Raw genomic sequence first — 17,841 nt, 5'->3', positions numbered from 1 at the left:
GATGCGGCCCCGCCAAGCCAGCGTACGAGGTGCCGGGCCCCCTCCCGCCCCCTACGCTCGATGGCATGCCCCGACGCCACATCCACGTGACCGGCGCGGCGGAGGCCCCGCTGCGGGCCGCGCTGCGCGCCCTCCGCACCGAGCTCGGGGTGCCCGAGGGGTTTCCGGCCGACGTGCTCGCCGAGGCCGAGGCCGCCGCGAAGAACCCCCGCCTCCCCGCCCACGACGCCACCGACCTGCCGCTCCTCACCATCGACCCGCCCACCTCCACCGACCTCGACCAGGCCATGCACCTGGCGCGCCGGTCCGACGGCGGCTACCGCGTGCACTACGCCATCGCCGACGTCGCCGCCTTCGTCGCCCCCGGCGGGGCGATCGACGCCGAGGCGCACCGGCGGGTCCTCACCCTCTACTTCCCCGACGGCAAGGTGCCCCTCCACCCGCCGGTCCTCTCCGAGGGCGCCGCCAGCCTGCTGCCCGGCGAACCCCGGCCCGCGCTCCTGTGGCGGATCGACCTCGACGCCGAGGGCCGCCGGGTCGCCACCGACCTCCGCCGGGCCCTCGTCCGCAGCCGTGCCAAGCTCGACTACGCCACCGTGCAGCGGCGGATCGACTCCGGCACCGCCGAGGAACCCCTCGCCCTGCTCCGCGACATCGGCCGGCTCCGCGAGGAGCGCGAGATCGAGCGCGGCGGGATCTCCCTCGACGTCCCCGAACAGGAGATCGTCGCCCTCCCCGGCGACCACGCCTACACGCTCGCCTACCGGGCGCCCCTGCCCGCCGAGAGCTGGAACGCGCAGATCTCCCTGCTCACCGGCATGGCCGCCGCCGACCTGATGACCGCCGCCGGCACCGGCATCCTGCGCACCCTGCCCGTCGCCCCCGACGGGGCCGTCGCCCGGCTGCGCCGCTCCGCGGAGGCGCTCGGCGTCGACTGGCCGCACCACGTGCCGTACGCGGAGGTGGTGAGGAACGCCGACCCCACCGACCCGCGCCAGGCCGCCTTCCTCCAGGAGTGCACCACCCTGCTGCGCGGCGCCGGGTACACCGTCTTCACCGACGGCCGGCTGCCCGAGCCGGCCGTGCACGCGGCCGTCGCCGACGAGTACACCCACTGCACCGCCCCGCTGCGCCGGCTCGTCGACCGGTACGCCTCCGAGCTGTGCGTCGCCGCGGTCGCCGGGACCGAGCCGCCCGAGTGGGTCGGGTCCGCGCTGCCCGGCCTGCCGGACACCATGGCCGCCGGCTCGCGCCGCGCCAACACGGTGGAGCGGGAGTCCGTCGACATCGTGGAGGCGGCGCTGCTCGGCGACCGGGTCGGAGAGCTCTTCGACGCGTACGTGATCGACGTCAAGGAGCGCGAGCCGTCCGTCGGCACCGTCCACCTCGACGACCCGGCGGTGGTGGCCCGCGTCGAGGGCGGCACGGCCCCGCTGCCGCTGGGCCGGTGGCTGCGGGTCAGGCTGTTGGAAGCGGATCCCGGCCGGGCGAAGGTGCTGTTCGCCCCGGCGTGACGGCGTCGCGGACGGCCTCGTACAGCGCCTTGGGGTCGTCGGCGTGCAGCCGTACGACGGAGACCCGCCGGACCCCGCCGAGCAGCCCGACCACGTCCACCGGCGCGCTCAGCTCCAGGGTCACCGAGGTCTGCGAGCCGACCGCGAGGTTCAGCTCGCCGTCGGCCTTCCCGTGGGTGAAGCGGTTCTCCCGGCGGACGGCGGCGACGCCCTCCAGCGGCACGTCCACGTCCACGTGCGCCGCCTGCCGGACCCGCAGCCGCCCGCCGGCCAGCACGTGCGGCCGGGTCACGGAGGCGGCGTGCAGCCCCAGCACGAAGAGGACCGTGTAGACGTCCAGGACCAGCACGATCGCGTGCGCCACCGGCAGCCCGGCCAGCAGCCACGACATGCCGACGGTCTCCACGAGGCAGACGAAGGCGAAGCCGTACATGAGCGCGGCCTGGTCCCGCGCGTGCGGGAACACCCCGTCCGCGCCCGCCGTGCCGTGCGGCCGGCGCGCCACCCACCGCCCCAGGCTCGCCAACAGCGCCAGCTCGTGCCCGATCAGCCGCAGCACCCGCTCCGGCACGAGCTCCGCCAGCGCCTCCCGCCGCGTCAGCCCCCGCCGCCGCAACCGCACCCACACCACCGCCTCGGCGGCGAACAGCCCGACCATCACCAGCTCCGCGCCGCCGAGCACCGCCCCCGGTATCCGCACCCCGCCGAGCAGCAGCGCGAAGACCACCAGCTCGGCCGGGAGCGCGGCGTACGCGACCGCGCGCAGCCCCCGCAGCACGGGCCCCCGCTCACTCCTCGCCATGCCCCTCACCTCCCTCGAAACGTTCCGACACCAGGGCCAGCGCCCGGCGCACGGCGGCCGCCTGCGCGGGCGCCAGATCGGCGAAGAAGACGTCCGCGAGCCCGCCGGACCCCTCCGCCGGCAGCTCGAAGCGGCCGATCCCCGCCGGCAGCACACCGGCGAGCGCCCGCGCGGCCTCCTCGACCCGAGGATCGTCCGCGGGGGCGTCGGCGAGCGCGTCCAGCAGCCCGTACACCTCCGCGGCGCTCCCGGACACCTCGTGCATCAGCCCCATCAGCCGCGTCCGCTCCTCCGCCGGCACGACCGTGTCGAGCAGGGCGAGGATCTCCCGGTCCTTCACCGCCATCGGCGATCCCGGCAGCTCGCCGACCCCGGCGAGCAGCGCGGCCAGCTCCGGCGAGACGGGCCCCTCGACGGTGAGCCGGCCGGCCCGCGCCTCCGCGAGCAGTCCGGCGAGCCGCGCCCGCCGCTCCCGGACGACGTCCTCCTGCCGGGCGAGGTCGGCGTCGAGCTCCTCCAGGACCTCCACGACCTCGCGGCCCGCGTCCTCGGCGAGCACGTCCCGCACCTCGTCGAGCCCGAGCCCCAGCTCGGCCAGCCGCCGCACCCGGGCGAGCAGCACGGCGTCCCGGATGCCGTACTCCCGGTAGCCGTTCGGCAGCCGGGCGGGTTCGGGCAGCAGCCCCAGACGGTGGTAGTGCCGCACCGCCCGGGGCGTGACCCCGACGAGCGCGGCGAGCTCGCCGATTCGCATGCCGCCCAGTAGAAACCCTGACGCTACGACAAGGTCAAGCACCGTCCCTTCCGGCGGGTAGCATGGTCGGCACGGCAGACGAGCCGGGCGGGCGGCCGCGTGGAGATCCCCGGATCTCCCCGAGGAACGTCCGGGCTCCACAGAGCAGGGTGGTGGCTAACGGCCACCCGGGGTGACCCGCGGGACAGTGCCACAGAAAACAGACCGCCGGGAGCTTCGGCCCTCGGTAAGGGTGAAACGGTGGTGTAAGAGACCACCAGCGCCTGAGGTGACTCAGGCGGCTAGGTAAACCCCACCCGGAGCAAGGTCAAGAGGGGACACCCCGGTGTCCCTGCGCGAACGATCGAGGGCTGCTCGCCCGAGTTCGCGGGTAGACCGCACGAGGCCGGCGGCAACGCCGGTCCTAGATGGATGGCCGTCACCCCGACGACCGCGAGGTCCCGGGGCACAGAACCCGGCGTACAGCCCGACTCGTCTGCCCCTTCCCAGGGCCCCCGCGGGGGCCCTTCTCCGTGCTCGGGGCCGGGGGTCAGAGCAGGATCTCCACCGTCCAGTGCGGGGCGCGGTCGTCGGTGCGGAGGACGATGGGCTTCGGGGTGGGGGAGGGGTCCTCGAAGAGGTCGCGGCCGAGGGCGAGGCCGTTCCGGGAGAGGACGTACGTGCCCGTGACCAGGGTGGCGGGGTCGGTGACGGTGGCCGGGCCCTCGGGGGTGACGCGCTGGAGGCGGAAGACCGAGGCGGGGGAGTCGTCGGGGCGGACCAGGGCGGGCGTGCGGTCGGTGCCGGGGGCGGTCACGCGGTCCTCGGTGCCCTTGACGGTGAGGCGGAAGCCGCCGTCGGCCTCGCCCAGCGCCCACTCGGCGGTGCGGTGCTCGTCGACCGGGAAGGCGACCAGCCTCCCGTCCAGGACCCCCACCGGGGCCCCCTTCGCGTACAGCTTGACGATCCGGTCGTGCTCCGACATCGCTCCTCCAGCGGGAAGGCGGGCTTGGGGTCCCCCCGATACTGCCCGCGGTGCGGGCCGGGCCGCCGGAGGCTGCCGCGGGCCTCGCCCGACTGGCCCATCCCCCGCGGCGGAGCGGGGTGCGCCGCCGTCCGGCGGGTACGGGTGGGGCATGAACCTTCCTGTGGAACAGCTCACCGAGCCCGCCGTCCGCGCCTTCGTCGCCGCGCTGAACGCCAACGACCGTGCCGCCTTCGACGCCGCCCTCGCGCCCGGCGCGACCATGGCCGACGACGGGTCCGAACGGGACCTGAGGGAGTGGACCGAACGGGAGGTGTTCTCCTCGAAGGGGCACATGGTCGTGGAGAGCGAGGACGACGACGGCCTCTCCCTCGTCGCCACCTACAGCAACGACACCTGGGGCGCCATGCGCACCGCCTGGCGGTTCCGGGTCGAGGACGGGAAGGTGACCCGCTTCGAGACCGGCCAGGTGCCCGTGGAGTGAGCCGTCAGCCGCGGCCGATGTAGGGCATCGCCGTGGCCATGACCGTGGCGAACTGGACGTTCGCCTCCAGCGGCAGGGCCGCCATGTGGACGACCGTCGCGGCCACGTCCGCCGCGTCCATGACCGGTTCCACCGCCAGTTCGCCGTCGGCCTGGAGGATGCCGGTCCGCATGCGGGCCGTCATCTCCGTGGCCGCGTTGCCGATGTCGATCTGGCCGCAGGCGATCCGGTACGGGCGGCCGTCGAGCGACAGCGACTTCGTCAGGCCCGTCATGGCGTGCTTCGTCGCCGTGTACGCGATCGAGTGCGGCCGCGGCACGTGCGCGGAGATCGAACCGTTGTTGATGATGCGGCCGCCCTGCGGCGACTGCTCCTTCATGGCCCGGAAGGCGGCCTGCGCGCAGAGGAACGCGCCCGTCAGGTTGACGTCGACCACCGACCGCCAGGTGTCGTAGGACAGCTCCTCCACCGGTGTGCCGCCGCCCGCGAACGTCCCCGCGTTGTTGAAGAGCAGGTCGACGCGGCCGAAGCGCTCCCGTACCGCGTCGAAGAGGCCCGTCACCGCCTCCGGTGAGGTCACGTCCGTCGGGACGCGGAGGACGCGGGCCTCGGCGAGCCCCTCCGCCGTCTCCTCCAGGGGCGCGGCCCGGCGGCCCGCCAGCGCCACCGACCAGCCCGCTTCCGCGAGGGCCCGCGCCACTTCCCGGCCGATGCCCGACCCCGCTCCCGTCACCACCGCGACGCCCATGCCGAACCGCCTTTCCGCCTCGTGTCGCTCCCGGCCGGGCAGCGTACGCCAGGCACGTGCCCCATGAACTCATCCGTCCGACACGTGGATGACCTGTCCCCGACAAGGGGATGTCGCCCCGTCCCCCTCGAATACCGACGGACACCAACCGTCAGGGGAGGGGCACATGACACCCGCACCGAGCAGCACACCGGCCCACAGCGAGGAACTCCGCGCCGCCGCGCGTCACTTCGGCCGCCGCAGGTTCCTCACCGCGGCCGGCGCCGCCGCCGCGCTCGCCTTCGCCACCCAGCTGCCCGCCGCCGGCGCGGCCGCCGCCGCCGAACTGGACGGCCGCCGGATCACCGAGGACCCGTTCACCCTCGGCGTCGCCTCCGGCGACCCGCTCCCCGGCTCCGTCCTGCTGTGGACCCGGCTCGCCCCCCGCCCCTTCGAGCCCGGCGGCGGCCTGCCCGCCGAACGCGTCTCCGTCCACTGGGAACTCGCCCGCGACGAGCGCTTCACCCGCACCGTCCGGCGCGGACGTGCCACCGCGCACCCGGAGTTCGGCCACAGCGTCCACGTCGAGGTGGAACACCTCGAACCGGGCCGGGAGTTCTACTACCGTTTCCGCGCCGGGAACTGGGTGAGCCCGGCGGGGCGGACCCGCACCGCGCCCGCGCCCTGGGCCCGCCCGGCCGCGCTGCGACTCGGCGCCGTCTCCTGCCAGGCCTACCACGACGGCTACTTCACCGCCCACCGGCACCTCGCCGATGAGGACCTCGACGTCGTCCTCCACCTCGGCGACTACCTCTACGAGTACGCCGTCGACGCCACCGGCGGCGCCCGCGCCTACACCGACCGCACCCTCCCCGCCGTCTTCAACCGCGAGACGATCACCCTGGAGGACTACCGGCTCCGCTACGGCCTCTACAAGAACGACCCCGACCTCCGGGCCGCGCACGCCGCGCACCCCTTCGTCGTCACCTGGGACGACCACGAGACCGAGAACAACTACGCGGGCGGCACCCCCGAGAACTCCGTCCCGCCGGAGGAGTTCCTGCTCCGCCGCGCCGCCGCCTACCGCGCCTACTGGGAGCACCAGCCGCTGCGCGCGCCCCAGCTGCCCGAGGGCCCGGACATGAGGCTGTACCGGCGGCTGCGCTTCGGGCGGCTCGCGCAGTTCGACATCCTCGACACCCGCCAGTACCGCTCCGACCAGGCGTACGGCGACGGCTGGCAGGTCCCGGGCCCGCTCTCCGAGGACCCGGCGCGCACCATGACCGGCGCCGCCCAGGAGCGGTGGCTCCTCGACGGCTGGCGCGCCTCCGACGCCCGCTGGAACCTCCTGCCCCAGCAGGTCGTCCTCGCCGAGCGCCGCGACCGCCCCACCGCCGACTTCAAGGTGTCCATGGACTCCTGGGACGGCTACCCGGCCTCCCGGCAGCGGATCCTCGCGGGCGCCGAGGCCGCCGGGGTGCGGAACCTGATGGTGCTCACCGGCGACGTCCACGTCGGCTACGGCTTCGACCTCAAGGCCGACTTCCGCGACCCCGGCTCCCGGACCGTCGGCACCGAGATCGTCGCCACCTCGATCTCCAGCGGCAAGGACGGCGCCGACCGCCCGGCCAACTACGACCGGCTGACGCAGGCCAACCCGCACCTGAGGTTCTTCAACGGCCGGCGCGGCTACGTCACCGTGACCCTCGGGGAGGAGAGCGCCCGCGCCGACTTCCGCACGGTCCCGTACGTCACGAAGCCGGGCGCCCCCGTCACCACCGCCGCCTCCTTCGTCACGGAGGCCGGCCGGCCGGGCCTCACACCCGCGTGAGCTCGGCCTCCTGCGGATAGCGGACGCCGACGCGGTCCCGCACCGCGTCGAGCGTCCGCATCACGGCGAGCGTGCCGTCCAGCGGGACGAGCGGCGACTCCGTCTCCCCGGCCCGCAGGCAGCGCATCACCTCGGCGGCCTCGTGCCGCAGCGAGTGCGGGTCCTCGGTGTACGTGAACTCCTCCGGTTCGGCGCCCTCCCGGTACAGCGTGAACCGCTCCGGGAAGAAGAAGCCGCGCGGCACCTCGATCCGGCCCTCCGTGCCGGTCACGGCGGCGGTCAGCGGGGTGTCCGCCTCCAGGGAGCAGGACAGCAGTGCCGAGGCGCCCGAGTCCGACCAGCCGAGCAGCATGCCCGTGTTCAGGTCCACGCCCTCCGGGGAGAGCCGCGCGTGCGCCTGCACCGAGTCCGGCTCGCCGAGCAGCAACTGGGCGAAGGAGACCGGGTAGACGCCGAGGTCGAGCAGGGCGCCGCCGCCGACGGCGGGGTCCCGCAGCCGGTGGCCGGGGCCGAAGGGGCCCGCGAGGCCGAAGTCCGCCTGCACGGTCCGCACCTCCCCGACCGCGCCGTCCCGGACCAGCTCGGCGAGCCGGCGGATCAGCGGGTTGCAGTACATCCACATGGCCTCCATGAGGAAGAGGCCCCGGCCCCGGGCCAGGGCGACCAGCTCCGCCGCCTCCCGGGCGTTCAGCGTGAAGGCCTTCTCGCACAGGACCGCCTTGCCCGCCTCCAGGGCCCGGCCGGCGGCCTCCCGGTGCGCGTGGTGCGGGGTCGCCACGTACACCACGTCCACCTCGGGGTCGGCGAAGAGCCCGTCCCAGCCGCCGTACGCCCGCCCGATCCCGAACCGGTCGGCGAAGGCCCGCGCCGACGCCTCCGTACGGGACGCCACCGCCACCACCTCGGCGCCGTCCAGCTCCGCCAGGTCCGTCACGAACCGTTCGGCTATGCCGCCGGTCGCGAGCACGCCCCACCGCACCGCATCGTTCACGTCGCTCGCGTCGTTCACGTCGTCCACGTCCGTCCACCCCATGGGTCTCGATCCGCCCCGCCGAGCTGAGAGCATAGGCAAGGATTCAACGAAAGGGAGCAGTCGATGCCGGAGAGCGGCCAGAAGACAACACGAGGGCACATAACCGGAACCCCGGTGGCCGTTCCCGCAGCCCGGCGGGCGAGCCTGCTCGTCACCCTCGTCCTCGGCGGACTCACCGCGCTCCCGCCGCTCTCCATGGACATGTACCTGCCGGCCCTGCCGGAGGTCACCCGCTCGCTGACCGCCCCCGCCGCCACCGTCCAGCTCACCCTCACCGCCTGCCTCGCCGGCATGGCCCTCGGCCAGCTCGTCGTCGGCCCCATGAGCGACAAGTGGGGACGCCGCCGGCCGCTGCTCGCCGGCATGGTCGTCTACGTCCTCGCCACCGCCGTCTGCGCCTTCGCCCCCAGCGCCGAGCTTCTCATCGCCTTCCGGCTCCTCCAGGGCCTCGCCGGCTCCGCCGGCATCGTCATCGCCCGGGCCGTCGTCCGCGACCTCTACGACGGCGTCGAGATGGCCCGCTTCTTCTCCACCCTCATGCTGATCTCCGGCGTCGCGCCGATCATCGCGCCGCTCATCGGCGGACAGATCCTGCGGATCACCGACTGGCGGGGCGTCTTCCACGTCCTCGCCGTCATCGGCGTCCTCCTCACCCTCGTCGTCCGGCGCTTCCTCCACGAGACGCTGCCGCCGGAACGGCGCCAGCAGGGCGGCGTCGGCCAGGCCCTGCGCACCATGCGGGGGCTGCTCGCCGACCGCGTCTTCACCGGCTACATGCTGACCGGCGGCCTCGCCTTCGCCGCCCTCTTCGCCTACATCTCGGCCTCCCCGTTCGTCGTCCAGGAGATCTACGGCGCCTCCCCGCAGACCTTCAGCCTCCTCTTCGGGCTCAACTCCATCGGCCTCGTCGCCGTCGGCCAGATCAACGGCAAGCTCCTCGTCGGCCGGGTCAGCCTCGACAAGGTGCTCGGCTGGGGCCTCTCCGTCATCCTGCTCGCCGCGACGGCGCTCCTCCTGATGACGACCGGGGTCTTCGGCGAGGTCGGACTCGTCCCGGTCGCCGCCGGGCTGTTCGTCCTCATGTCCGCGATGGGCCTCGCGATGCCGAACACCAACGCGCAGGCGCTGATGCGGACGCCGCACGCGGCCGGGTCCGCGTCGGCGCTCCTCGGCACCTGCTCCTTCCTCATCGGGGCGGTCGCCTCACCGCTCGTCGGCATCGCGGGCGAACGGACGGCCGTCCCCATGGCCGTCGTCCAGCTCGCCTGCGCCGCCGCCTCCCTCACCTGCTACCTCCTCCTCTGCCGCCCCTGGCGCCCCACCCGCTGACGCCAGGGCGGAACGATCGCCCCCAACGGCGCGGCGGCGCGCACCCGCGAACGGAGCGACCGGGGCGCCGCCCGATGGCGCCTAGACTGGGTCGGTGAATGTGTCTGTCGCTTCCGCCGCGTCCCTGCGTACCGCCCTCGCCGGGGTCCTGGCCGGCCTCCCGCCCTCGCAGGCCGCGAAGTCCGTCGAGCGGCTGATCGCCCACTACCGGGGGACGACCCCGACCGACACCCCCGTGCTCCGCGACCGCGCGGACGTCGTCGCGTACGCCGCGTACCGGATGCCCGCCACGTTCGAGGCCGCCCGGGCCGCTCTCGACGCGCTGCGGGACGCCGCTCCGGAGTGGGTGCCGGGCACGCACACCGACATCGGCGGCGGGACGGGCGCCGCGAGCTGGGCCGTCGCCGACGCGTGGGACGGGCGGCCGCCGCGCACCACCGTCCTCGACTGGGCCGAGCCCGCCCTCGCCCTCGGCCGCGAGCTGGCCGGCGGCGTCCTCGACGCCGAGTGGCGGCGCGAGCGGATCGGCACCGCGCTGCGCCTCGACGAGACCGACCTGGTCACCGTCTCGTACGTGCTCAAGGAGCTCACCGAGGGCGACAGGGCCGCGCTCGTCGCCGAGGCGGCCCGCGCCTCCCGCGGCGCGGTCGTCGTCGTCGAGCCCGGCACCCCGGACGGCTACGGGCGGATCATCGCCGCCCGCTCCGTCCTGATCGACGCCGGCTTCACCGTCGCCGCGCCCTGCCCGCACAGCGGCGCCTGCCCGATCGAGCCGGGCACCGACTGGTGCCACTTCGCGGCGCGGGTCAGCCGTTCCTCGCTGCACCGGCAGGTGAAGGGCGGTTCGCTGCCGTACGAGGACGAGAAGTACGCGTACGTTGCCGCCACCCGGTTCCCCGTGACCCCCGCGCCCGCCCGCGTCGTCCGCAGGCCGCAGACCCGCAAGGGGCTCGTCCTCCTGGACCTCTGCGCCCCCGGAGGGCTGGAGCGGGCGACCGTCACCAAGCGCCACGGGTCCCTGTACAAGCAGGCCCGTGACGCCGAGTGGGGCGACTCCTGGCCCCCGGCCGAGCAGGACTAGGGCCGCAGCTCCTGGGTGCAGCACTTCACGCTGCCGCCGCCCTTGAGGAGTTCGCTCAGGTCCATGCCGATGGGGTGGTAGCCCCGGGCCCGGAGCGGGTCGAAGAGTCCGGTCGCCGTCTGCGGGAGCAGCACGTGCCGGCCGTCGCTGACCGCGTTCAGCCCGAGCGCCGCCGCGTCCTCGGCGCCGGCCTTCAGCGCGCCGGGGAAGAGGCGGGCGAGGACGGCCCGGCTGCCGGGGGAGAAGGCCTCCGGGTAGTACATGACCTCGTCGGCGGCCTCGTCGAGGACGCAGAGTGCGGTGTCCAGGTGGTAGTAGCGGGGGTCCACCAGTTCCAGGCCGATCACCGGACGGCCGAAGAACTCCTGCGCCTCGCCGTGGGAGAGCGGGCTGGAGCGGAAGCCGGTGCCGGCGAGGATCCACGAGGCGGTGACGGCGAAGTCGCCCTCGCCCTCGTTGATGTGGTCGGGCTCGCGCAGGTCGGTCTCGGCCCAGCCGTTGCGGCGGAACCAGTCGAGGTGCGCCTCGGCCTCGGCGGTCCGCTCCGGGTGCGCGAAGCGGGCGCCGAGCACCCGTCCGCCGACGACGGTCGCGCCGTTCGCCGCGAAGACCATGTCGGGCAGCTCCGGGTCGGGGTCGAGGAGTTCGACGGTGTGTCCGAGGGCGAGGTAGCGGTCCCGGAGGTCCTCCCACTGGGCGAGGGCGAGCGGCAGGTCGACGGGCTTCGTCGGGTCCATCCACGGGTTGATGGAGTACGTCACCTTGAAGTGCGCGGGTGGGCACATCAGGTAGCGGCGGGGCGAGGACTCGCGCGGAGTGGAGCGCAATCGGGCCTCCTCACGGACGGTCGGCCCGCCGGCGGCGGGCCGTGGATCGGTGGAGCCATGGTCCGCCCTCGGGGGCGCCTGCGCAGTGGGCCGTTCGGGTGGTTCGCCGTCCGTACACCGGATCGACATCCGCTCGGCGGTAGCCGACCGCATTCCCGTCGCCGCACCACCGGCCCCACCCACCGCAGGACCACCGGCCGCCCCGTCGCCGCACCGCCGACCGCATCGCCTCCCCGCGCCACGGGCCGCGCTCCGTCGCCGGACCATCGGCCCCACCCCGCCGCCGCACCGCTGGTCGCGCCCCCGACCGCACCGGAGCCCCGCCCATCGCCCGCACCACCGGCCTCGCCCCGTCGCCTGACCACCGGACGACCCCTCCCCGCACCACCGGCCGGCACCGCCCCGCACCACCGGCCTCGCCCCTCCCCCCCCCGCGAGACGGACCGTCTCGCCCGGTGGTAGATTCGGCGCATGCCCGAGCCCAAGGCCCCCGACGTCTCACGCCGCAGCGAGCGGTCCCGGCGTGCCATCTTCGACGCCGCCCTCGCCCTCGTCTCCGAGACCGGCTACGCGAAGACGACCGTCGAGGGCATCGCCGCCCGCGCCGGAGTCGGCAAGCAGACCATCTACCGGTGGTGGCCCTCGAAGGCGGCCGTGCTCCTCGACGCCTTCCTCGACCTCGCCGCCCGCGCCGCCGAGGAGGCCGGCGCGGACCCCGGGCAGACCGAGCTGCCCGACACCGGGGACCTCGCCGCCGACCTCCGGCTCGTGCTGCGGGCCACCGTCGACGAACTCAACAACCCCCGGTACGACGCCCCCACCCGGGCCCTCGCCGCCGAGGGCTCCACCGACCCCGAGCTCGGCGCCCGCTTCACCGAGGCGCTCCTCGAACCCCAGCTGCGGGTCTTCGCCCGGCGCATCGAGGCCGCCCGGGCCGCCGGGCAGGTGGACCCGGCCGTCGACGCGCGGCTCGCCACCGAGCTCCTCGTAGGCCCGCTCCACCACCGCTGGCTGCACCGCACCGGCCCCCTCACCCACGCCTACGCCGACGCCCTCGTCGACCACGCGCTGCGCGGTCTCACGCCCCGGCCGTGACGAGCGTGAGCGTCGTCACCGGCCCCTGGTTCCCCACTCCGGTCACCCGGGGAGCAGGATGGTGGGACCATGGGCAGAGCCGAACGGGCGAGCATGAGGTGTGAGGGGATAGATGGGCGACGGCATCGGCCGCTACCGCGGCACGGAGAGCAAACTCGCACAGTGGCTGCGCAGGCGCCCCAAACGGGCCGCGGCCGACGACGGGAACACCCGCGAGACGCAGCTCCTGGCCATCGCCGCCGCCGGCCTGCCCCTGGCCCCCGCCGCCTACCCCGTCGGGTACAGCTGCTCCTGTGAGCGGATCGGCTGTCCCACCCCCGCCCGCCACCCGGTCTCCTTCGCCTGGCAGACCCAGTCGACCACCGACCGCGCGCAGATCGAGCGCTGGGTACGGAACGAGCCCGCGGCCAACTTCGTCACCGCCACCGGCATGGTCCACGACGTCCTCGACGTGCCGCTGGCCGCCGGCCGCGCCGCCCTCGACCGGCTCCTCACCGAGGGCGTCGAGGTGGGACCGGTCGCCGAGTCCCCCGACAGCGCCGGCGACGGCGGCCGGATGCTGTTCTTCACCGCCACCCGCGGCACCCCCGAGGACGAGGACGAGTGGTGGCCGTGCGAGCTGGACTGCCATCCCGAGACCATGGACGAGCATCCGGGCCTGCGCTGGCACTGCCGCGGCAGCTACGTCCTCGTCCCGCCCGCCCGGCTCCCCGGCGACGAGGCCGACCACCCCGTCGTCGGCTGGGTCCGCGGCCCCGAGCACGCGCTGCCCGACCCGCTGAACCTCCTGGAGGCCCTCACCGACGCCTGCGCCCGGCACGCCGCCGCGCGGGAGGCCGAGGGCGAGGAGCACCACCCCCACGACGTCGCCTGGCCCCTCACCCGCTGACCGCGCCCGACCCGCCGACCCCCCCGGCCGGGGTCGCGTCAGGAGCCCTCGACCGCGACCACGCCCTGGAGCCGGCCCGCGAAGACGACCGCGTCCTTCGCCGTGCCCGCCGGCTTCACCAGCACGACCTGGCTCGACACCCACTCCTTGGTCACCGTGTTCACGACCTCGCCCTTCATCAGGGCCTTCAGCTCCGGGCCCACCTTCGGGCGGTAGCCCTTCGCGGTCGTCTGCCGCTCGAAGTGGCGGCTGGCGAAGAAGACCAGCGCCCCGCCGTCCCGCGTCGCGAGCGCCAGCGGCGCGAAGTCGCCCGCGTCGGCGGCGCGGTCGATCCACTGGGTGGCCACGCCCGGCCGCGAGGCCGTACGGGCCCGCCGCTCACGCCACTCGGTGGTGTGCGCGCCCGCCGCGAACGGACTCGTACCGCCGTCCTGGAGGTACGCCGCGTACCGCGCGCTCAGCACGCCGGGGGCGACCGCCACGGCGTCCGAGTCGGCGGCGACCGCCACCTCGCCGCCCTCCTCCTCGGCGAACCCGGGCATCTCGTCCCGGCCGAGGATCACCAGGTGGGCGGCCTTCCACGGCTGCTCGGGGCCGTTCTTCACGAAGGCCACCAGCCAGCGGTTGTCCGCCTGCTCCGTGCCGTCGTCGCGGTTGGAGTCGGTGTCGGCGACGAACCAGCGCGGCCAGCCCGCCTTCCTGGGGACCAGGAAGCGGGGATCGCGCAGCTCCAGCGGCTCGTGGTCCGGATTGCCCTCCGGGCGGGTCACCGACTTCGACTTCAGGCCGGCCTGGTTGATCGCGCCGAGCGCCCCGGTCACCTGACCGGCGTCGAGCGCCGGGTCGTTGGCCTTGTCGGCGCGGTTGAACGCGGTGACGAAACCGGTGAGCGCCGCCGAGGCCTCCTCGGGCGTCGCCCCCGGCACGACCGCGGTCTCGCCGTGGACCGTCACACAGCCGCTCGCGGTCAGCGCCACGACGGTCGCCGCGGCGACGGCCGCCAGGACCCGGGAGGGCCGCCGTCCCCGCCGCACCTCAGACCGCCGGGTCTCCCGCTCCAGCCTCAGCCTTCTCATCGGTCGCCTTCTGCTTCTCCACGCGCACGGACGGACCCGACCCTATCGGGGCGAGGAAGAGCGCGAACGCCGGGACCAGATACAGCGCCCACACCGTGACCTGAAGGACCGTCGGGTCCGGCTGGAAGTTGAAGACGCCCTTGAGGAGGGTGCCGTACCAGCTGTCCGGCGGCACCGTCGCCGAGACGTCGAAGGCCTTGTCGGCGAGACCGCCGAGGAAGCGGGCCTCCTGGAGGTCGTGCACGCCGTACGCGAGGACGCCCGCCGCCACCACGACCAGCATCCCACCGGTCCAGGTGAAGAACCTCGCCAGATCGATCCGCAGCGCGCCCCGGTAGAACAGCCAGCCCAGCAGCACCGCCGTCAGCAGGCCGAGGACCACGCCGGCCAGCGGCGCGTGGCTGCCGTCGGAGGAGGCCCGCACCGACGCCCACACGAACAGCGCGGTCTCCAGGCCCTCCCGGCCCACCGCCAGGAAGGCGGTGGCGACCAGCGCGCCGGTACCCATCTCCAGCGCTGCGTCCAGCCTGCCGTGCAGCTCCGCCCTCAGGTGCCGGGCGGTCCTCTTCATCCAGAACACCATCCACGTCACCAGGACCACGGCGAGGATCGACAGCGAGCCGCCGAGCAGCTCCTGCGCCTCGAAGGTCAGCTCCTGGGAGCCGAACTCCAGGCCGGCGCCGAAGGCGAGCGCGATGGCCACGGCGACGCCGATGCCGGTCCAGATCGGCTTCAGGGCGTCCCTGCGGCCGGTCTTCACGAGGTAGGCGACGAGGATGCAGACGACGAGGCTGGCCTCCAGGCCCTCGCGGAGGCCGATCAGGTAGTTGCCGAACACGGCGGACTCCTTCTGGGTGGGGACGGCTGGGGCGGGATCCGGAAGACGTGCCCTACGAGGCGAAGAGTCCCCGGCCCCACCAGTCGTCCGCGTCGCGGACGCCCGGCGGGACGGCGAAGACCGCCGAACCGACGTGCTGGATGTACTCGTTGAGGGCGTCCGCCCGGGCGAGCGCGGTCTGCACCGGGACGAAGCCGGCGCGCACGTCCCGCTGGTACGCGAGGAAGAACAGGCCCGCGTCGAGGCGGCCGAGGCCGTCGGTGCCGTCGGCGAAGGAGTAGCCGCGGCGCAGCAGCATCGCGCCGCCGTGGGCGTCCGGGTGGGCGAGCCGGACGTGGGAGTCCGGTTTCATCGCCTTCAGGAACGGCTCGTCGTGCTCCTTCGCCCTGCCGACCGGCGCGCCCTCCTCCTTGTCACGGCCGAAGATGTCCTCCTGCTCGGCGAGCGGGGTGCGGTCCCAGGTCTCGACGTTCATCCGGATCCGCCGGGCGACCAGGTACGAGCCGCCGGCCATCCAGGCGCCGCCGCCGGTGGCGTCCTTCGGGCCGACCCAGACGTGCCGGTCGAGGGCGGCGGTGTCGCTGCCGGAGACGTTCCGGGTGCCGTCCTTGAACCCGAAGAGGTTGCGCGGGGTCTGCGCGTCCGGGGTGGTCGAGGAGGTCTTGCCGAAGCCCAGCTGGGACCAGCGGACCGCGACCGTGCCGAAGCCGATCCGGGCGAGGTTGCGGACGGCGTGCACCGCGACCTGCGGGTCGTCGGCGCAGGCCTGTACGCACAGGTCGCCGCCGCTGCGCGCCGGATCGAGGTTGTCGCCCGGGAACCTGGGCAGCTCCACCAGGGCCCCGGGCCGCCGGTCCTTCAGCCCGAACCGCCCGTCGAAGAGCGAGGGGCCGAAGCCGAGGGTGAGGGTGAGGCGGGACGGCTTGAGGCCGAGCGCCTCACCGGTGTCGTCCGGGGGAGCCTCCGGGAGGCCGCCGTACGCGCCCTCGCCGACCTCCCGGCCTGCGGTCATCCGCTCGGCGGCGCGGGTCCACTCCTTCAGGAGCTTCACCAGCTTCTCGCGGTCGTCGGTGGTGACGTCGAACGCGGCGAAGTGCAGCCGGTCCTGGACGGCGGTGGCGATGCCGGCCTGGTGGGGGCCGTGGAAGGGCACGGCGGCGGCGCCGTCCGCGACGGGCGCGGGGGCGCCGCCGTCGCGGGTCAGCGCCACGGCGCCGCCGGCCGCGGCGGCACCGAGGACGAGCCCGCCGCCGACGGCGAGGACGGTACGGCGGGCGGGGCCGCCCTCCGTACCGGTCGGCCCGGGCGTCACTTGACGACCGCCGCCGCGAGCTTGGAGAGCGGTTCGGCCAGCGCGTTCACGCCGTCCGACAGCTTCTTGCGCTCGGCGTCGCCGACCTTGTCGTACGGGGTGAAGTCGTAGCCGGTGCTGTCGGCGCGGTACGCGTCGAGCAGCGTGTTCAGCGCGGCGAACTGCCGGTCCAGTTCGGCGACGAGCGCGGCGTCGTTCTTCGCGGCGACCGGCTTGAGCAGGTCGAAGGACTTCTGGGCGCCCTCCACGTTGGCCTTGAAGTCGACCAGGTCGGTGTGGGAGTAGCGCTCCTCCTCGCCGGTGACCTTGCCGGTGGCGACCTCGTCGAGGAGCTCCTTGGCGCCGTTCGCCATCGAGGTGGGGGTGATCTCGGCGGTGCCGACCCGCTTCACCCAGTCCGCCAGGTCCTTGTCGAGGAGGTCGGCGAGCTGCTTCTCGCGCGGGGTGATCTTCTTGTCCTGCCAGAGCGCCTTCTCCAGGCGGTGCCAGCCGGTCCAGTCCTTCGCCGGGTCCTGGCCCTCCTCCAGACCGTCCTCGCGGACGTCGACCTTGGGGTCGATGTCGCCGAAGGACTCGGCGACGGGCTCGGTGCGCTCCCAGCCGATGCGGGAGGGGGCGTACGCCTTCTTCGCGGCCTCCAGGTCACCGGCGCGGACGGCGTCGGTGAAGACCTTCACCTTCGGCAGCGTCTCCTCGGCCTGGGCCTGGACGTACTGGCGGTAGGCGGCGACGGCGGCGTCCATCTCGGGCGAGCGCTTCGGGGCGGAGGCGTCGCCGCCGGTGAGGGTGACGGCCTGGCGGATGCCGGCGCCGGTCATGCCGGGCTTGCAGACGATGGCGTACGCGCCGGCCTTGATCTCGGCGGTGAGCGTGGCCTTGGTGCCGGGGCCGATGTTCTCGCGCTCGGTGACGATCCGGTCGTCCGGGTAGAGGACGTAGACCTCGGTGACCTTGGAACCGCGGTTCTCCACGTTCAGCGTGACGTGGCCGGCCGGGAACTCCTTCTTCGACACCTCGCAGGAGTCGTCCTTGGCGGTGACGGTGACCCCGTCGCCGTCCGCCTCGGCGTCGCTCTTCGCGGTGCATCCGGTGACGGCGGCCAGGACGGCGGCGCCCGCCAGGGCGGTGACGGCGGTGGTGCGGAGGGCTCGCATGAGGGCTCCAGGACGGGCGATCGGACGGGGACGTGCCGCTGAGGCGGACCTAACTTAGCCGAGGCTCACCTCGGTCGAACCCCCTCGTCCAGTGACGTGACTCTCACGTCCGGCGACTCGGACACAGGGCG

17 protein-coding genes and 1 other RNA gene are annotated in these 17,841 nt (G+C 74.4%); 8 read left to right on the top strand and 10 right to left on the bottom strand.

Features of this window, described 5'->3' with window-relative positions; genetic code table 11:
• Positions 1 to 65: 65 nt before the first annotated feature.
• The gene (locus tag ACFZCF_RS02270) at positions 66 to 1,514 is read left to right on the top strand and encodes an RNB domain-containing ribonuclease (protein WP_391284034.1); all 1,449 of its coding nucleotides are present in this window, start codon (positions 66 to 68) and stop codon (positions 1,512 to 1,514) included.
• Here ACFZCF_RS02270 and ACFZCF_RS02265 read toward each other — a convergent pair.
• Entirely contained in the window at positions 1,459 to 2,316 is an 858-nt protein-coding gene (locus ACFZCF_RS02265; protein WP_391284032.1) for a hypothetical protein, read from the bottom strand. The two genes, ACFZCF_RS02270 and ACFZCF_RS02265, sit on opposite strands and share 56 nt — an antisense overlap.
• Entirely contained in the window at positions 2,303 to 3,070 is a 768-nt protein-coding gene (locus ACFZCF_RS02260; protein WP_391284030.1) for a MerR family DNA-binding transcriptional regulator, read from the bottom strand. The genes ACFZCF_RS02265 and ACFZCF_RS02260 overlap by 14 nt, the downstream gene beginning before the upstream one ends.
• 79 nt (positions 3,071 to 3,149) lie before the next feature.
• Here ACFZCF_RS02260 and rnpB point away from each other — a divergent pair.
• Positions 3,150 to 3,548: RNase P RNA component class A (gene rnpB / locus ACFZCF_RS02255), an RNA gene on the top strand.
• 51 nt (positions 3,549 to 3,599) lie between these two features.
• Here the strand turns inward: rnpB and ACFZCF_RS02250 are convergent.
• The gene (locus tag ACFZCF_RS02250) at positions 3,600 to 4,034 is read right to left on the bottom strand and encodes a hypothetical protein (RefSeq protein WP_391284028.1); all 435 of its coding nucleotides are present in this window, start codon (positions 4,032 to 4,034) and stop codon (positions 3,600 to 3,602) included.
• A 151-nt stretch (positions 4,035 to 4,185) separates the two neighbouring features.
• Here ACFZCF_RS02250 and ACFZCF_RS02245 point away from each other — a divergent pair, with 151 nt between their 5' ends.
• Positions 4,186 to 4,518 (top strand): nuclear transport factor 2 family protein, encoded by a 333-nt coding sequence (locus ACFZCF_RS02245; RefSeq protein ID WP_388440181.1) that lies wholly within the window; start codon positions 4,186 to 4,188, stop codon positions 4,516 to 4,518.
• 4 nt (positions 4,519 to 4,522) lie between these two features.
• Here the strand turns inward: ACFZCF_RS02245 and ACFZCF_RS02240 are convergent, their stop codons facing one another.
• Positions 4,523 to 5,266, bottom strand: coding sequence for an SDR family oxidoreductase (locus ACFZCF_RS02240; protein ID WP_388440178.1), 744 nt, complete (start codon positions 5,264 to 5,266; stop codon positions 4,523 to 4,525).
• Positions 5,267 to 5,432: 166 nt separating this feature from the next.
• On the opposite strand from ACFZCF_RS02240, the gene ACFZCF_RS02235 reads away from it, so the two are divergent.
• Complete coding sequence (locus ACFZCF_RS02235) at positions 5,433 to 7,076, top strand: alkaline phosphatase D family protein (RefSeq protein WP_391284025.1); 1,644 nt, start codon at positions 5,433 to 5,435, stop codon at positions 7,074 to 7,076.
• Here ACFZCF_RS02235 and ACFZCF_RS02230 read toward each other — a convergent pair.
• Positions 7,063 to 8,109 (bottom strand): Gfo/Idh/MocA family protein, encoded by a 1,047-nt coding sequence (locus tag ACFZCF_RS02230; protein WP_388440172.1) that lies wholly within the window; start codon positions 8,107 to 8,109, stop codon positions 7,063 to 7,065. The two genes, ACFZCF_RS02235 and ACFZCF_RS02230, sit on opposite strands and share 14 nt — an antisense overlap.
• Before the next feature lie 63 nt (positions 8,110 to 8,172).
• Here ACFZCF_RS02230 and ACFZCF_RS02225 point away from each other — a divergent pair, with 63 nt between their 5' ends.
• Together ACFZCF_RS02225 and ACFZCF_RS02220 are read left to right on the top strand one after the other, a co-directional pair.
• Complete coding sequence (locus ACFZCF_RS02225) at positions 8,173 to 9,438, top strand: Bcr/CflA family multidrug efflux MFS transporter (RefSeq protein ID WP_388440169.1); 1,266 nt, start codon at positions 8,173 to 8,175, stop codon at positions 9,436 to 9,438.
• A 94-nt stretch (positions 9,439 to 9,532) separates the two neighbouring features.
• Positions 9,533 to 10,519, top strand: a complete 987-nt coding sequence (locus tag ACFZCF_RS02220; RefSeq protein ID WP_391284022.1) for a small ribosomal subunit Rsm22 family protein — start codon at positions 9,533 to 9,535, stop codon at positions 10,517 to 10,519.
• Here the strand turns inward: ACFZCF_RS02220 and ddaH are convergent.
• Entirely contained in the window at positions 10,516 to 11,346 is an 831-nt protein-coding gene (gene ddaH / locus ACFZCF_RS02215) for a dimethylargininase (protein WP_391284020.1), read from the bottom strand. The genes ACFZCF_RS02220 and ddaH overlap by 4 nt on opposite strands.
• 471 nt (positions 11,347 to 11,817) lie before the next feature.
• On the opposite strand from ddaH, the gene ACFZCF_RS02210 reads away from it, so the two are divergent.
• A complete protein-coding gene (locus ACFZCF_RS02210) occupies positions 11,818 to 12,441 on the top strand; it encodes a TetR/AcrR family transcriptional regulator (protein WP_388440160.1) in 624 nt (207 codons plus the stop codon).
• Between the two features lie 112 nt (positions 12,442 to 12,553).
• Complete coding sequence (locus ACFZCF_RS02205) at positions 12,554 to 13,330, top strand: bifunctional DNA primase/polymerase (protein WP_388440157.1); 777 nt, start codon at positions 12,554 to 12,556, stop codon at positions 13,328 to 13,330.
• 38 nt (positions 13,331 to 13,368) lie between these two features.
• Here the strand turns inward: ACFZCF_RS02205 and ACFZCF_RS02200 are convergent, their stop codons facing one another.
• The 4 genes from ACFZCF_RS02200 to efeO are packed head-to-tail and all read right to left on the bottom strand — an operon-like array spanning position 13,369 to position 17,710.
• Positions 13,369 to 14,406: a hypothetical protein gene (locus ACFZCF_RS02200; protein ID WP_391284017.1), complete on the bottom strand. Its 1,038-nt coding sequence runs from the start codon at positions 14,404 to 14,406 to the stop codon at positions 13,369 to 13,371.
• Positions 14,366 to 15,244 (bottom strand): iron uptake transporter permease EfeU, encoded by an 879-nt coding sequence (efeU, locus tag ACFZCF_RS02195; protein WP_388440151.1) that lies wholly within the window; start codon positions 15,242 to 15,244, stop codon positions 14,366 to 14,368. Before efeU ends, ACFZCF_RS02200 begins: the two co-directional genes overlap by 41 nt.
• A 52-nt stretch (positions 15,245 to 15,296) precedes the next feature.
• Positions 15,297 to 16,556, bottom strand: coding sequence for an iron uptake transporter deferrochelatase/peroxidase subunit (gene efeB / locus ACFZCF_RS02190; RefSeq protein ID WP_391284015.1), 1,260 nt, complete (start codon positions 16,554 to 16,556; stop codon positions 15,297 to 15,299).
• Positions 16,553 to 17,710 (bottom strand): iron uptake system protein EfeO, encoded by a 1,158-nt coding sequence (gene efeO, locus ACFZCF_RS02185; RefSeq protein ID WP_391284013.1) that lies wholly within the window; start codon positions 17,708 to 17,710, stop codon positions 16,553 to 16,555. The genes efeB and efeO overlap by 4 nt, the downstream gene beginning before the upstream one ends.
• Positions 17,711 to 17,841 lie beyond the last annotated feature (131 nt).

The sequence above is a fragment of the Streptomyces sp. NPDC007945 genome, assembly GCF_042958885.1.
Lineage (GTDB): Bacteria > Actinomycetota > Actinomycetes > Streptomycetales > Streptomycetaceae > Streptomyces.
The sequence above is the reverse complement of the archived record's forward strand: the minus strand, read 5'-3'. Positions and strand labels throughout refer to the sequence as shown.

Coding starts and splice junctions, on each gene's coding strand:
- ACFZCF_RS02250 (WP_391284028.1), bottom strand. CDS start 4,034: ATGTCGGAGCACGACCGGATCGTCAAGCTGTACGCGAAGGGGGCCCCG.
- efeO (WP_391284013.1), bottom strand. CDS start 17,710: ATGCGAGCCCTCCGCACCACCGCCGTCACCGCCCTGGCGGGCGCCGCC.
- ACFZCF_RS02200 (WP_391284017.1), bottom strand. CDS start 14,406: ATGAGAAGGCTGAGGCTGGAGCGGGAGACCCGGCGGTCTGAGGTGCGG.
- ACFZCF_RS02245 (WP_388440181.1), top strand. CDS start 4,186: ATGAACCTTCCTGTGGAACAGCTCACCGAGCCCGCCGTCCGCGCCTTC.
- ACFZCF_RS02230 (WP_388440172.1), bottom strand. CDS start 8,109: ATGGGGTGGACGGACGTGGACGACGTGAACGACGCGAGCGACGTGAAC.
- ACFZCF_RS02235 (WP_391284025.1), top strand. CDS start 5,433: ATGACACCCGCACCGAGCAGCACACCGGCCCACAGCGAGGAACTCCGC.
- ACFZCF_RS02240 (WP_388440178.1), bottom strand. CDS start 5,266: ATGGGCGTCGCGGTGGTGACGGGAGCGGGGTCGGGCATCGGCCGGGAA.
- ACFZCF_RS02210 (WP_388440160.1), top strand. CDS start 11,818: ATGCCCGAGCCCAAGGCCCCCGACGTCTCACGCCGCAGCGAGCGGTCC.
- ACFZCF_RS02260 (WP_391284030.1), bottom strand. CDS start 3,070: ATGCGAATCGGCGAGCTCGCCGCGCTCGTCGGGGTCACGCCCCGGGCG.
- ACFZCF_RS02265 (WP_391284032.1), bottom strand. CDS start 2,316: ATGGCGAGGAGTGAGCGGGGGCCCGTGCTGCGGGGGCTGCGCGCGGTC.
- ACFZCF_RS02225 (WP_388440169.1), top strand. CDS start 8,173: ATGCCGGAGAGCGGCCAGAAGACAACACGAGGGCACATAACCGGAACC.
- ACFZCF_RS02205 (WP_388440157.1), top strand. CDS start 12,554: ATGGGCGACGGCATCGGCCGCTACCGCGGCACGGAGAGCAAACTCGCA.
- ACFZCF_RS02270 (WP_391284034.1), top strand. CDS start 66: ATGCCCCGACGCCACATCCACGTGACCGGCGCGGCGGAGGCCCCGCTG.